The organism is Sinomonas notoginsengisoli, from assembly GCF_021554725.1.
In the GTDB taxonomy this organism is placed as follows: domain Bacteria; phylum Actinomycetota; class Actinomycetes; order Actinomycetales; family Micrococcaceae; genus Sinomonas; species Sinomonas notoginsengisoli.
Genome location: NZ_JAIZDP010000002.1, coordinates 101,689 through 115,581, shown reverse-complemented (window position 1 = coordinate 115,581; position 13,893 = coordinate 101,689). Strand labels below are relative to the sequence as shown.

Here is a 13,893-nt window from a genome sequence, read left to right as displayed (position 1 = left end):
GTGCCTCACTTGATCTGGAAGCCCTCGGCGAGCTGGCCGCCGACGATGTGCTTGTGCGCCGCCAACAGCAGCGCGACGGAGGGAATGGCGAGCAGGATCGAGAAGACCGCTGCCACTTGTGTTGGGTAATTGAGCACGAGGCTGTACATCTGCGTCGGCATCGTCATGTAGTCGGGCGCCCCGACGAGGTAGGTGCCCTGCGCCTCGTCGAAGGAGGCGAGGAAACTCATGATCGCCCCGACGAGGATTCCCGGAAGTGCCATCGGCAACGTGACGCTGAAGAATGCACGCAGTTTCGATGCACCGGCGTCGCGGGCGGCCTCTTCGAGGCTGCGCGGCACCGCGGCGAACGCGGCCGCGGGGATCCAGGTCATGAAGACGACGGTGCCCAGCAAGTGCACGATGAGGATGCCAAGGATCGAGTTCATCAGGTTGAGCGCATAGAACAGCGCGGCCAGTGAAACGAACAGGCCCATCTTCGGGAACGCGTTTGCCGCGAACAGCCCGATCAGGAAGAACCTCCGGCCCGGGAATTCGAAGCGTGCGAATGCATAGGCCGCAGGGAGGCAGATGAGCGCAGACACGAGCACCGTGACGGGGGCGAAGAACAGCGAGTTCTGTACCGCGACGCCGAGTGCGTTGTCGCTGAACACGAGCTCCCACCACTTGAATGTCCATCCGTCGGGCGCAAGGTTGGGATACGTCCAGTTCGTCGCGAAGGCCCGCACGGCGAGCCATAGGAGCGGGCCCACGATGAACACCGCCAGGGCGAGGGCGAACAGGACCACGAGAGTGCCTGTGACGCCGCGCCGCGTTGAGGGATTCCGCATCAGAGGGCCCCGCTTTCCTTGGCCGAGCGGAAGTTCGCCCACACGTACACCGCGGCGATGCCCGAGGCGATCGCGAAGACGACGAACGCCATGACGACTGCCTGCTGAGGCTGGTTGAACGCGGAGAAGTAGTTGGACATGTCCACGCCGAGCATGTTCGGCGAGTTCGGGCCCGTGAAGTACGGAACCGTGAATGATCCGAGGATGCCTATTGCCGTGAACGTCGTGGCGATGATGATCGGCACCCCCGCCATGGGGACCACGACGCTGGCGACAACGCGGAGGAAGGAGGCACCGGCGTCGCGCGCGGCGTCGATCATTGCCTGCGGAACGGCCTGCAGCCCCGACGTGATGAGAAGGGTCGCGAACGGCAGGGACGTCCACACCGAGCCAATGATCACGGTGACCATCGTGAACGACCAGACCGGGAACTCGACCCCGAACTGTGCAGCCACGCTGCGCAGGAATCCGTCCGCCGAGTAGAAGCCGAGGATGGCCCACGAGGCGATGACCACCGGGATGAAGAGCGGGATGACGGCGAGTGCGGAGAGCACCTTCCCGACGATCCCGCCCACGAACTTCAGGTACAGCCCGATCCCGGTTGCGAGGAGGATCACGACGGCGGTGCTCACCACGGTGACGATCACCGTGACTGTGAGGTCTCCCAGGAATCGGGGGTTGGTGAACATTTCGGAGTAGGCGCCGAATGTCGGTGCGCCGTCGGCCTCGTGGACGTTCTGGCCGATGAGCGCGATCGTTCGGTTGAGCCCGTCCGTGAATCCGATGCTGAAGGTGAAGGCGAGGACGATCGGGAAGCCGATGAAGAGCGCGATGAGGAGGATGGGCGGCAGCGCCATGATGAGGCCGCGGGCCCGTGCCGCCGGCGCACGCCCGGCCCGTGCCTGGCGTGCGGGGCGGATCGGGGCCGGGAGGTCGGCGAGGTCCTCCCGGCCCGTGCGGATCGCAGGGGACTGAGAGGTCACTGGCCGGGGACCTTCTGATCCCAGAGGTTGTTCATGTCTTTCGAGATCTGGTCGAAGTAGCCCTTGCGCAGGTTGTTCGTGTCAGCGTTGGCGAACTTGCCCTTCACGTCCGCCGGGAGCTTGGCGAGCGAGATGGCAGGGTAGCCAGAGATCTCCTTGACGATCTCCGCCTGCTGCTCGGACTGCAGGACGAAGTTCGCGAGCTTGAGTGCGGCCTCCTTGTTGGGGCTGTTCACCGGGATGCCGAGGTACGCCGCCCCGCCCGTGAACGAGGGGTTGGAAATCTGCGTGGACTTGACCGTCGCCGGAATCGTTCCGTTGGTCGACCCAGTGAGGAACTGGTCGCTCCAGACCGGCGCCATCGAGATCTGGCCGCTCGCAAGGAGCTCGAGGGTCTGCTTGTTGCCGTTCGGGTAGACGCCCTTCTGGTACACGAAGGGGTTCAGGCCGCGAAGCTCTTCCCAGCCGCTGTCCCAGTTCGACTCCAGGTCCTTCTCGTAGCCCACCGTCATCTTCTGGCGTGCATCCGCGGGGACGTACTTGTCCAGGACAGTCGTGACAAAGGCCGCACCCGAGCCACCGGACTTCGGTGAGTTGTATGTGAACTTGCCGGGGTTGGCCTTGATCCATGCGAGGAGCTCGTCGAGGGTCTTCGGCGGGGTCGCAACAGTCTTTGTGTCGTACGCGAGGAGCACCGAGGAGCCGCGGTACGGGATGCCGCCCTGGCCGCCGGCCTTGACCACATCGCCCGGGATGTCGGCGAGGGCCGCGATCGAGTTTGTGTCGACCTTCTCGAGAAGGTTGGCGCCCGAAGCCTTGGGGACGAACCCGCCGTCGACGAGGTCGAAGTCGGCGTCCTTCTTCTGCTCGACAGAGCTTGTGAGCTTGGCGAGGGTCTGGGAATCGTGCTCGCCGTGGAGGTCGATCTGTACCTGGACCTTGTAGCCGGGGTTGGCTTTCTCGAAGCTCGGGGCGAGATCTTTCTCCCAGAGGTTCTGGATGTTGGTATCGCCGCTGATGAAGACCTTAACGGTCTTGCTGCCGGTGTCGCCAGCATTGTTCTTCGCGGCGGTGCTGCTTTGGGCGCAGCCCGATACAGCCAGCGTCAGCGCGGCGATGGCCACGCCGGAACGCAGAGCAGTCGTGAACTTCATAGGGGTTCTCCTGTGTGAGGACTCGAGTAGATCGCTCAAGCCGGTGTTGGCCCGCGACTGTGAGTGGGGGGTCTCCGTCGGGCCGAATTAAGGTTCTGTTGGATGTGTGGCTAATTGCAGCTGTTGGCCTTAAATGGGATGAACCTTTTGGTTAATTCTGCCTTAACTTGCCCTTTTATGAATGCATGCGTAATAACCCCTGATGCCCGGCACCAAAGGTTGATTATTGGGCTCCCTATTCCGCGCGGGCCTCAGGCTACGCTATGCGACCTGTGATGTGAAGCGGATATTGCACTGTCGATGGCTGAAGGATCGAACACCTTCCGGACGACGAGGGTGGCTAGTCCACGTACCGCGCTCCGGTCGTCAGGAGCCCCAGTCTGCACGGCGAGCCCCTCGGAGATGCGGTCGACAACGTCCACGAGAATTCTTTCGCGGACCGCATCTGCAAATGCCCGAAGTGTTCCTATTCGTCCTCCTAAGACAAGGCGATGCGGATTGATGGTGGTCACGGTGGCATTCAATTCGCTCGCGAGGACTGCTGCCGCGTGCTGCAGAATTCGGATGACTTCCTCGTCTCCCTGCTCGGCCGCGTAGCGTATTTGATCCAATGTGAGGTGGCGATGCGGTTTCAGCTGTTGCATAATGGCGAGGCCTGAGCTGAATGCGGCCAAACAGCCGTGTCTCCCGCATTTGCACAGTGGACCGCCGGGTGCCACGCGAATGTGGCCGATGCTTCCGGCTGCTCCGGCCGCTCCGCGGAGGATCGATCCATCCACCACGATGCCGCAGCCGATACCTGAGCCCACCTTGACGTAGACCAGGGTCTCGTGGTCTCCCGAGCGTTCGCCGAGGGCTGCCGCCATCGTATCGTTCTCGAAGACGAGGGGGACGTCCCAGGTCTCGCCGAGCAGCGTGACGGCGGCGTCTGCGCTCCAGAGGGGGACGGTTGTGGCGTTGACGACTCGGCCGGTCTCGGCGTCGATTGGCGCGGGAAGGGCGACCCCGACGCCCACAAGCCGCTCGCGGGCGCCCCCCTGCTCGAGGAGTGCCTGACCGGCGTGGATGAGCGGGCCGAGCACGTCCGACGCGGGCGCGGCGATGTCGTGCTTGAGCACGACGGAGCGGAGGGAAGTCCCCGTTGTGTCCGCGACGCTGGCGGTGGCCCTGGTCTGCCCGACCGCGAGGGCCAGGATTACCCGGCCGCGGTCGTCGAACCGGATGTTCCTCGGCCGGCGTCCGCCTGTGGCTGCGAGCGACTCGGCCTCGTAGACGTACCCGGCCCGTTCCAACGCGTCGAGACGCTCGTACAGCGTTGCCCGGGACATCCCGGTCGCGCCCAGGAGTTGCTGGCGTGAAAGCCCGTCGCCGCTTCGGATGAGCTCGAGGATGCGCCCGTGGGACGCCGCTCCTGCGGCGCCGGTGAGCGCTTCATCTGGCATGGGTGGACCTTCAATCGGCGGATGGGATCAGTCTCGGTGCGGTCTGCTTTCGTTCAATCATCAGACAGAAGTGCCGCGGAGTCAAAGGGAGATGGGCGCGCCTCCGCCCTGCCCGTCGTCGGGGTTCTTGCGCCGTGTGCGCTCGGGCCAAAGCTGTCCTTCCCCCGCACCCCGCGGTACGCTCCAACCACACCCCCCGACGACGCGTGCGAGCGTGCGAAGGAGCGACACATGAAGAAGCTCATCAACGATCCCCGGAGGGTGGTGAACGAGTCGGTGGAGGGCTTTGGCCTAGCCCATGCGGACCTCGTCACCGTCCATCCCGACCCGATGTTCGTCAGCCGCGCCGGTGGTACCGTCCAGGGCAAGGTGGGCCTAGTCTCCGGCGGTGGAAGCGGCCATGAGCCCCTCCACGCGGGCTATGTGGGCCGAGGGATGCTCGATGCCGCCATTCCCGGCGCCGTCTTCACGTCGCCCACCCCGGACCAGATCATCCCGGCGACGCAGGCCGCGGACGGTGGCGCCGGTGTGGTGCACATCGTGAAGAACTACACGGGGGACGTCCTCAACTTCGAGACCGCTGACGAGATGTGCGCCGCCGAGGGAATCGAGGTCCGGACGGTCCTGGTCAACGACGATGTGGCCGTCGAGGACTCCCTCTACACTGCTGGACGCCGCGGGGTGGCGGGCACGGTCCTCGTGGAGAAGATCGCGGGGGCGGCGGCGGAACGCGGTGACTCCCTCGATGAGGTCGAGGCGGTGGGCCAGAAGGTCGTGGCGAACGTCCGCTCAATGGGCCTCGCCCTGACCCCGTGCACGGTCCCACACGCGGGCAAGCCGAGCTTCGAGCTCGCCGAGAACGAGATCGAGATCGGCATTGGCATCCATGGCGAGCCGGGCCGCCACCGCGTGGGGCTCGAGCCCGCGGACGCGCTCACGGAGCACCTGCTCACGCCCGTGGCCGAGGACCTCGGCATCGGTACGGGCGAGAAGGCCCTGCTGTTTGTCAACGGCATGGGCGGCACTCCGCTGTCCGAGCTGTACATCGTCTACCGCAGGGCCGTGCAGCTGCTCGAGGACCGCGGCATCACCGTGGAGCGGAGCCTGGTGGGCAACTACGTCACGTCGCTGGAGATGCAAGGCTGCTCCGTCACTGTCCTGAGGCTCGATGACGAGCTCACGGAGCTCTGGGACGCACCCGTCCACACGGCGGCCCTCCGCTGGGGTGCATGATGGCGGGCTCGGACAACGCGGTGCTGGACAAGGCCTGGGCCGAGCGCTGGCTTCGCGAGAGCGCGCGCGTGATCGGGGTGCACCGAGAGGAGCTGATCGATCTGGACCGTGCGATCGGCGACGGCGACCACGGGGAGAATATGGACCGCGGCTTCCGCGCCATCGTCGCCAAGCTCGATGAGGAGTCGCCGGACTCGGTGGCGGCCGCGCTCAAGATGGCGGCGATGATGCTCATGAGCAAGGTGGGCGGTGCCGCCGGGCCCCTCTACGGGACGGCGTACCTGCGCGCCTCCACCGCGGTCGGCGATGGCGTGGCGCTCGACGGGCAAGCCGTCGCTGCGATGCTCGCCGCCGCCCGCGACGGAATTGTGGCTCGTGGAAAGGCCCAGGCCGGGGACAAGACGATGGTGGATGCGTGGACGCCCGCGGTCGACGCCGCCGGGAAAGCCGCCGACGGCACGGCCGCGCTCGCTGCTGCGGCCGCCGCCGCTGAGGCGGGGGCCGAGGCCACCAAGCCGCTCGTCGCCCGCAAGGGCCGCGCAAGCTATCTGGGCGAACGCAGTGCCGGGCATGTGGACCCGGGCGCCGTCTCGACCGCATACATCCTGCGCGCCGCCGTCACAGCGACGATGAGCAAGGCTGACGCGTGACTCCTGTCGGGCTACTCATCGTCTCCCACTCGGCACGGCTCGCCGAGGGGGTGGTCGAGGTTGCCGGGCAGATGGCGGACGGTGTTCCGCTTGCCGCGGCGGGTGGGACGGATGACGGCGGTGTGGGCACCTCGTTCGAGAAGGTCATGGACGGCGTCGGCTCCGCGGACAGCGGGGAGGGCGTCGTGGTCCTGACCGACCTCGGCTCGGCCGTCATGACGGCGGAATCGGTGCTCGAGTTCCTCGACGACGATCAGCGTGCGCGAATCCGGATCGCCGATGCCGCCCTCGTCGAAGGGGCAGTGGCGGCTGCCGTCGCCTCGAAGGCGGGCGCGGGTCTCGACGGCGTGGCGAGGGCCGCCGAGGAGGCAGTGCGCGGCGCCGAGGCCGAGGAACCGCCGGAACTCGGCGAGCCCACGGAGTCCGCAGTCCTGACGCTGGAGAATCCCATGGGCCTGCATGCCCGCCCCGCGGCGGTACTGGCCGGGCGCCTCTCGGCGTTCGACGCCGAGGTGACCATCAATGGCGTGGACGGCCAGTCCGTCATGGCCCTGATGGCACTGGGTGCGCGTCAAGGGCAGCAGCTGGTGGTGGAGGCCTCGGGGCCGGATGCCGCCAAGGCGATTGCGTTTGTCAGGGGCCAGGTCGAGGCGGGTTTTGGTGAGGTCTGAGGGCCAGGTTTCCGGCGGTAGCGAGGCCTGAAAGAACTGTTTCACCAACAGTGAACGGGTCTGTGCTTTGCGCCACAATCCGAGTTGAATCGGGACATGACTGCCGAGACCGCCGCAGAATCCCACCCCGACGCCGCAGAGCCCGCGCCGCGGCCCGAGACCCCGTTCCACGACCTCGACCACTATGTGGCCATCCCGCGCCTCTCCGGCCTCGCGCTGAGTCCCGACGGTACTCGGCTTGTGACCACGGTAGCTACCCTCAACGGCAAGGGCACCGAGTACGGGACCGCACTCTGGGAGATCGATCCTGCCGGACGGACGCCGGCACGCCGCATCACGCGCAGCGCCAAGGGTGAGGCCGGCGCCGCCTTCGCCGCCAACGGCGACCTCTACTTCACCTCGGCCCGTCCCGACCCTGAGAAGCCCGACGAGGACCCGGTCAACGCGCTGTGGCTCCTGCCCCGGGCCGGCGGCGAGGCGAGAGTCGTGCTCAGCCGTGCGGGCGGCGTCGAACGCGTCATCACTGCACAGAAGGCGGATGCGACGTTCGTGCAGGCCTCCGTGCTGGCGGGCAGCACTGACGAGTCGGACGACGAGGCGCGCCGCAAGACGCGCAAGGAGGGCAAGGTCGCAGCCATCCTGCACTCCTCGTACCCCGTGCGCTTCTGGGATTCGGATCTGGGACCCGCGCAGCCGCGCCTGTTCGCCGTCGAGCGTTCGAAGGCCGAGTCCGAGAGCGGAAAGCCCTCCACGGTCGACGAGGCGCCGGCCCTCGAGCTGCGCAACCTCACTCCGGACATCGGCGCGGGACTCCGCTTCGGCGACGCGTTCGCGAGCCCGGACGGCCGCACGCTGTATGCCTCCGTGGCGAAGCACTTGGCCAAGGGCGATCTGCGCAGTGAACTCGTCGCGATCGACGTCGCCTCGGGCACTCGCCGCACCATCCTCTCCGAGGAGCGGATGGACTACCTCCCGGGGCCGGTCAGCCCCGACGGCCGGACCGTCGCTGTGGTAGTAGAGCCGCACACGACGCCGACCAGCGCCTATCGCTCCGAGCTGCACCTTCTGGACGTGGAGACCGGCCAGCTCCGACGCCTTGCCCCCGATTGGGACCGCATGCCGCACCCGTGCGACTGGGTGCCCGACGGCTCCGCGCTGCTCGTCACCGCTGACGATCAGGGCCGCTCGCCCGTGTTCCGCATCGACGTCGCCACTGGGGAGGTCGCCCGTCTGACGCACGACGACGCGGCGTACACCGACGTCGTCGTCTCGCCGGACGGGGAGCGCGCCTACGCGCTGCGCAGCTCTTACCTGATGCCCCCCGAGGTCGTGCGGATAGACCTCGGCTCCGGTGAGACGGTGCGCCTCAACAACCCTGCCGAGCGGCCCCAGATCCCAGGCCGGCTCGAGGAGGTGACGGCGACGGCCGCGGACGGCACCCCCGTGCGCGCGTGGCTCGCGCTCCCTGCTGCGGCTCCGGAGGGCGGCAAGCATCCGCTCCTCCTGTGGATCCACGGCGGGCCGATCGGCTCGTGGAACGCGTGGACGTGGCGGTGGAATCCCTGGCTTCTGATAGCTCAAGGCTACGCCGTGCTGCTGCCGGACCCCGCGCTGTCAACCGGCTATGGACAGGCGTTCATCGACAGGGGCTGGGGACGCTGGGGCGACGCACCCTTCAGGGACCTCATGGCGATCACCGACGCAGCCCTCCGGCGCGACGACCTCGACCCCGCTCGGACCGCCGCGATGGGTGGCTCGTTCGGCGGGTACATGGCCAATTGGGTGGCGGGGCACACCGACCGCTTCCGGGCGATTGTGACGCACGCGAGCCTCTGGGCGCTCGATGCGTTCGGCCCCACCACCGACATGGCGCTGTACTGGGCCAAGGAAATGGATGAGGCCATGATGCAGGCCAACTCGCCGCATCGCTCGGTCGCTGAGATCCGCACGCCCATGCTCGTGATCCACGGCGACAAGGACTACCGCGTCCCGGTCGGCGAGGGGCTGCGCCTGTGGTGGGAGCTGATCTCCGCCTCTCAGCTCGCCGCCGATGACGCGGGCCGGACCCCGCACCGATTCCTGTACTTCCCGGACGAGAACCACTGGATCCTCCAGCCCCAGCACGCAAAGGTCTGGTATGGGGTTGTGAGCGCGTTCCTTGCCGAGCACGTGCTGGGGGAGACCCGCGAGCTCCCAAAGGAGCTGGGGCTGTAGGGCTGTACGTTGCTGCGTGCAGGGCAGGGGGCTGACAGCCGTGCGCACAAGCTGCCGCGGTCTAGAACGGCGGCGGTTGCAGGGGTGGCGGCTGTAGTTGCGGCTGCTGCGGTCTTGGTTGCGTTGGCCCGGGACCAGGGGGCCGATCCACCGAGAGCCGATCTGTTGCCACTGACGTTGTCGTTGCGGCGCCGGGATCGAGTTCGACGGCACGCGGGCCGAGAATATGGCTTCGATCGAGGGGTTCGGCCGAATACTCGAAGCCCAGCAACGTCTTCCAGATGAGCTTGCTGCTGATGGGCCCTTCGTCACCGACCCGGCCCTCTTCATCGTGTGCCTCGCGGCGAATGGTGAAGACCGCGAGCGACTTGAGCGCGTGGTGCTTGGGACACAGCAGTGCGAGGTTGTCTGCGTCGGTTGTCCCGCCGTCCTGCCATTCAATCGTGTGGTCAACCTCAGAGCGTCGAGCCGCGCGGGTGCATCCGGGCACCACGCATGTTCCATCCCTGTACCGGATGAAGCGCTTGAGCGCTTCGGGCGGTCGATATGCGGAGCGTCCGAGTCGGACCGGTGTGCCGTCAGCGTCCGTCCAGATCCGTTGCCACGTGGGCGCCGCTGCGGCGAGTGCGCGGGCAGTGTGGGCGTCGATGACCCCGTGGCCCTCGAGCTCCGCGACGTTGTCCGAGGCGCCGAGCGCGACGCTGGCGGGGATGTGCACAACGATCTCCGCTCTGACGAGGTCCGCGAGGTCCTCGGGGATGTGGACCGGTGCCGGGCGCGTCGCATCATCGAGTCTTGTCAGGCCGGAGACGTCGCTTGCGCTCCTCGGCCCGGCCCCGGCGTCGACGAGCAACGCCTGCGCCAGGGCGTCTGCGCGCAGTTGCGGCATGGTGCGGTGTTCCCCCTCCGCGCCATGCGAAGCACGGGCCGTCGCGTCGATGCGTTTGTATGCCGCGAACCCTATCTCGACGGGGAGCAGGGCCGTCAGCGTGCACAGGCCGTCGTCCTCGGGCTGGAGCCACACCCCGCGGTCAGCCGTGGCGCGTGCCGTGCGACGAACGATGGATTCGGGGTGCAGGCGTTCCCGCAGGGCCTTGACCACCGCGCGGAGTTCGCCGGGCGTGCGTGGGTGGCCTTTGCGAGAGCGAAGGCGCTGCAGCGCCTCGGCTCCCAGCGCCTCGGCCGCCTCCTCAGGGAGGGTCGAGGCCTGGTCCAGGATGACCTTGATGTGGGCCTCGGTGGTATCCCCGGACGCAAGGGCATCGTGGAGGGCAGGATGGCGATCGACGAGCGCGTTGGAAAAGTTCACCATACGCGCTGCCACAGCCTCCGACGTGTTCGTCAGCAGTGCGACCTCCGAGACAGTCGCAGCGTGTGCGAGCTCCCCGCCGAGCCGTGTGGGCTGGCCCGCGCGCCCTTCAAGCGGCTCCTCGGCGATCTGTTGCCCGAGAAGGTTCACCAGAAACGCTCTCGCGGCCGCGCTGTAGGCGTCGAAATCCGCGAGCGCCTTGATTGCACGTGCTGTCTGCTCGGGCCGTGCAAGCGAGGCGGGATCAATCCACAGGGCGCCGTGCAGCGCGCCCGGGTCGCGGGAGGCGAAGGCAACGGACGCCGAAGCCGGCAGGAGGGTGGCCGCGGTCGGAGCGTGCATGGTTCCCTCCCCCCAGTGCATTGGTTCGATGGCATCTGATCCGGTGCATTCGAATATATCTTCGATACTAGTCGAAGATGTGGAAGATGGCTAGTAGTTGGAAGTTGGGTATCTGCTTAGCTGAAGTAGTCACACAGATACGGAATTGCTCGGCTCATTCACTCGTCTGAGGCGGTGCGGGCGCGCTGCTGGAGCTCGCTGGTGACTCTCGGCCGCGGTGCCCGCCAGCAGCGCTTAAGCTTTGGGCATGAGCGTCAGCGCAGCTCTGGCAGGCACGAAGGGGACGCCTACTGGGCCCATCCAGGCTGGACACCGCTTGGTCCGGGTAGCGTCACGCACAGGAGCAGTTCTCCTAATAGGGCTTCTGGCTTGTGGGTGCGCCAGTCCCCCGGAGCCCAACCCCGTTCACACCGTCCCCCCGCAGGGCCCGGGTAACTACCTCGCGGTTCTGTTCGCCTATCGGACCGACCAAGCGTCCAACTCGATCACCGTCACTGCCGGATATGGTGCGTGCGACGGAAGCCAAGGAACAGGCCGATTCCGTCACTGTCACCATCACTGTTTCCCGAGGACCCGATTCCTCAAGCACCTGTCAGGTAGCCAAGAATCATGACATCACCATCACGCTCAAGGCTCCGCTCGGATCTAGCACGGTGATCAACACCGACGGTTCCACGATCAGGACAGCCAAACCAACCCCCTGACTGGAAACAGAGCCAAGCCAACGCGATCTCCGGAAATCCACCGATTATCGCGCTGAGCGAACGGTTTCGGAACCATTTCCGGAGAACCCGGCCAGGAGGTTGGATCGGGCCGAGTTCCTCATCCCCGCCGGAGTCCTTTCATTCGTGGTGCCGGGCGGGGATCGCTGTCGTGGGGAATAACGAGGTCCTTCAGCGGCGCGGGGTCAGTGTTCGTGGCCTGCTGAAGGAGCCGGTAGAAGAGCAGCCCGCGGCTCTTGGCGGTGCGCCGGTTGAAGCGGAACGTGAACTCGTCCAAGTAGTAGGCCAGCTGCTCTCGGGAGAGGCCCTGGTGCAGGGTGCCGTCGATCCAGCGCTTGAGCTGGGAGGCCGCCATGTGCACAGCCGGCATGTTCACGTGCGCGGGGATGTCCGAGCCCAGCTGGGTGAAGTACTCGTGCTGGTAGCCGAGGTCGGCGAATCGCCGCAGCTGCCGCGCCCCGTCGGTGCGGATGGTGGATCCGGGGCGACGACTCGCTGGCCGAATTTGACGAGTGCGAGCCTGCGGTCGGACGGGCCGGGCTCGAGGCGGATGCGCCCGATCCGGTTGCGGTCCAGGTGCTCCGCGGCGATCAGGACCGAGATCTTGTCCGGCCCGACCCCGGGCAGGCCGCGGTGGACCCCGCCGATGAAGCTCTCGTCGACCTCGACAAGACCGGAGAGCATCTCGCGCTCGGGCCGGACCATGGCCCGACGGAGCTTGTGCATCCACGCCCATGCCGTCTCATACGAATTCAGCCCCAGGACGCGCTGGAGGCCGAGGGCGGACACGCCGTTCTTCTGGGACGTCACGAACCACACTGCCGCGAACCAGGTCCGCAGCGGGGTCCGAGTGCGGTCGAAGATCGTCCCGGCCGTCACCGACGTCCGGCGCGAGCACACCTTGCACATCCACAGCCCGGCGCCCGTGCGCCAATAGTCGCGGCCACCGCACTTCGGGCAGGCGAACCCTCCCGGCCACCTCAGCCCAGCCAGATACTCGAGGCAGGCCTCGTCGGTGCTGAACCACTCCTGGAACTGACCGAACGTTTTGGGGTAGTCCACGCCTGCGCGTGGCATCTGAGGCGATGAATCGGCCATACCCCAGCCTACTTCAGCTAAGCAGATACCCAATAGTTGGAAACTGGGTATCAGCTTCGCTGAAGCCGCCGATGCCTCATGCAGGCGCGGACTAACCCAAGACGTTCGGGGGCGCACGCAGTACTGCTGAAAGCGTTCCGCGCCCACCAAATTCAGCTAAGCCGATACTGTCTTCGCAGAGCTGAACTTCTACTGCAGGAATTCACCGACCGCTGCGACGAATTCGTCGGGGTGCGTGGCTTGGGGCAGGTGGCCGGCACCCATGAAGAGGTGATGCGTAGCGTGAGGGAGCACCTCGCGGAGCTGGCCAATAATCGCCGTGAACATGGCCGGGCTCATGCTGCCTTGGGTGAGCTGAACGGGTGTCCGGAGCGTCCGGAGGCGGTCGACGTCAATCGCGAGGAAATCCGGGTCCCTTGTCTCGCCGAGGAAGGTGCGCGCGTTGCGGATGAACATGTCCTGCACGGGCTCGGGCAGGGTTGGCCATGTGCCTGGCCCGAGGGCGATGTTGTCCACGAAGTGCTCGGACGCCTCTGCCAGCCTGCCAGCTTCAACGAAGGCGATCACAGGCCCGGCGTCGGCCAGGAAAGAGTCTTGGAGGGGCTTGGTCGCCGGGTCGTTGCCGAGAAGCCACACGAAGGGCGGTTCGTGGACGGAGACCTTCCTGACCAGGTCGGGATATTCCGCAGCGAGTCGGAGGCTGATGCATGCCCCGCCAGAATTCCCTACGAGGTTCACCGGTGCCACGTCGAGTTCTCGGATGAGCGCGGCCAAGTCCTCCACATCGTCGTGAACGGTGCCTTGGACAGGGTCGGCGGTGCTGCGACCGTGCCCGCGTCGGTCGTACCTGACGACCTTGAAGGATTGGGCCAGTCCGGGGACAACGAGGTCCCACACACTGGTTTCGGCCCACGAACCGTGCACGGGCACAAGGGGTGCACCGTCCCCCTCGATGTCGAAGTACAGGGGCGTTTCGTTGATCGTCTGCGTCGGCATCCGATCATTGTGCGGCGGTCACCGCCGAAACACCACGGCGCAGCCCTTGCGGTTGTCAGCCGCAGCGGTCAGCCCCCCACTTCAACTAAGCAGATACCCAATAGTTGGCATCGAATAGTTGGCATCGAACAGTTGGCATCGAACAGTTGGCATCGAACTGGGTCATGCCCCGCCGTGGGGAGCGCCCCCACGGCCGCCCCTCGGGATAGCGCCAACCCAGCGCCGTCGTGCGCGGAGCCTCGGCGCGGG

10 protein-coding genes and 1 pseudogene are annotated in these 13,893 nt (G+C 66.6%); 4 read left to right on the top strand and 7 right to left on the bottom strand.

Annotation, left to right across the window (positions count from 1 at the left end; all coding sequences use genetic code 11):
• Window positions 1-5 precede the first annotated feature (5 nt).
• From LF262_RS06060 to LF262_RS06045, 4 genes are all read right to left on the bottom strand, one after another.
• Window positions 6-830 carry an ABC transporter permease gene (locus LF262_RS06060; protein WP_235779395.1) on the bottom strand — a complete coding sequence of 275 codons (825 nt, stop codon included), beginning with the start codon at window positions 828-830 and terminating at the stop codon, window positions 6-8.
• Complete coding sequence (locus LF262_RS06055) at window positions 830-1,813, bottom strand: ABC transporter permease (RefSeq protein ID WP_235779394.1); 984 nt, start codon at window positions 1,811-1,813, stop codon at window positions 830-832. Before LF262_RS06055 ends, LF262_RS06060 begins: the two co-directional genes overlap by 1 nt.
• Complete coding sequence (locus LF262_RS06050; RefSeq protein ID WP_235779393.1) at window positions 1,810-2,967, bottom strand: extracellular solute-binding protein; 1,158 nt, start codon at window positions 2,965-2,967, stop codon at window positions 1,810-1,812. Before LF262_RS06050 ends, LF262_RS06055 begins: the two co-directional genes overlap by 4 nt.
• Before the next feature lie 251 nt (window positions 2,968-3,218).
• Complete coding sequence (locus tag LF262_RS06045; protein WP_235779392.1) at window positions 3,219-4,409, bottom strand: ROK family transcriptional regulator; 1,191 nt, start codon at window positions 4,407-4,409, stop codon at window positions 3,219-3,221.
• 231 nt (window positions 4,410-4,640) lie between these two features.
• Here LF262_RS06045 and dhaK point away from each other — a divergent pair, with 231 nt between their 5' ends.
• The 4 genes from dhaK to LF262_RS06025 all read left to right on the top strand — a co-directional run bounded on the left by dhaK (window position 4,641) and on the right by LF262_RS06025 (window position 9,177).
• Entirely contained in the window at window positions 4,641-5,642 is a 1,002-nt protein-coding gene (dhaK, locus tag LF262_RS06040; protein ID WP_235779391.1) for a dihydroxyacetone kinase subunit DhaK, read from the top strand.
• Window positions 5,639-6,292: a dihydroxyacetone kinase subunit DhaL gene (dhaL, locus tag LF262_RS06035; RefSeq protein ID WP_235779390.1), complete on the top strand. Its 654-nt coding sequence runs from the start codon at window positions 5,639-5,641 to the stop codon at window positions 6,290-6,292. Before dhaK ends, dhaL begins: the two co-directional genes overlap by 4 nt.
• A complete protein-coding gene (dhaM, locus tag LF262_RS06030) occupies window positions 6,289-6,963 on the top strand; it encodes a dihydroxyacetone kinase phosphoryl donor subunit DhaM (RefSeq protein WP_235779389.1) in 675 nt (224 codons plus the stop codon). Before dhaL ends, dhaM begins: the two co-directional genes overlap by 4 nt.
• Before the next feature lie 96 nt (window positions 6,964-7,059).
• A complete protein-coding gene (locus LF262_RS06025) occupies window positions 7,060-9,177 on the top strand; it encodes a S9 family peptidase (protein ID WP_235779388.1) in 2,118 nt (705 codons plus the stop codon).
• 61 nt (window positions 9,178-9,238) lie between these two features.
• Here LF262_RS06025 and LF262_RS06020 read toward each other — a convergent pair whose 3' ends face one another.
• The 3 genes and pseudogenes from LF262_RS06020 to LF262_RS06010 form a co-directional block, all read right to left on the bottom strand.
• Window positions 9,239-10,828: an HNH endonuclease signature motif containing protein gene (locus LF262_RS06020; protein WP_235779387.1), complete on the bottom strand. Its 1,590-nt coding sequence runs from the start codon at window positions 10,826-10,828 to the stop codon at window positions 9,239-9,241.
• Between the two features lie 822 nt (window positions 10,829-11,650).
• Window positions 11,651-12,648 (bottom strand): annotated as a pseudogene (locus LF262_RS06015) (IS1595 family transposase).
• A 189-nt stretch (window positions 12,649-12,837) separates the two neighbouring features.
• Window positions 12,838-13,644 (bottom strand): alpha/beta fold hydrolase, encoded by an 807-nt coding sequence (locus LF262_RS06010; protein ID WP_235779386.1) that lies wholly within the window; start codon window positions 13,642-13,644, stop codon window positions 12,838-12,840.
• Between the last annotated feature and the right edge of the window lie 249 nt (window positions 13,645-13,893).

Bases quoted from the DNA above. Each gene is read 5' to 3' on its own strand.
- LF262_RS06050 (WP_235779393.1), bottom strand. From the start codon at position 2,967: ATGAAGTTCACGACTGCTCTGCGTTCCGGCGTGGCCATCGCCGCGCTG.
- dhaL (WP_235779390.1), top strand. From the start codon at position 5,639: ATGATGGCGGGCTCGGACAACGCGGTGCTGGACAAGGCCTGGGCCGAG.
- LF262_RS06010 (WP_235779386.1), bottom strand. From the start codon at position 13,644: ATGCCGACGCAGACGATCAACGAAACGCCCCTGTACTTCGACATCGAG.
- LF262_RS06025 (WP_235779388.1), top strand. From the start codon at position 7,060: ATGACTGCCGAGACCGCCGCAGAATCCCACCCCGACGCCGCAGAGCCC.
- dhaK (WP_235779391.1), top strand. From the start codon at position 4,641: ATGAAGAAGCTCATCAACGATCCCCGGAGGGTGGTGAACGAGTCGGTG.
- LF262_RS06020 (WP_235779387.1), bottom strand. From the start codon at position 10,828: ATGCACGCTCCGACCGCGGCCACCCTCCTGCCGGCTTCGGCGTCCGTT.
- LF262_RS06060 (WP_235779395.1), bottom strand. From the start codon at position 830: ATGCGGAATCCCTCAACGCGGCGCGGCGTCACAGGCACTCTCGTGGTC.
- LF262_RS06045 (WP_235779392.1), bottom strand. From the start codon at position 4,409: ATGCCAGATGAAGCGCTCACCGGCGCCGCAGGAGCGGCGTCCCACGGG.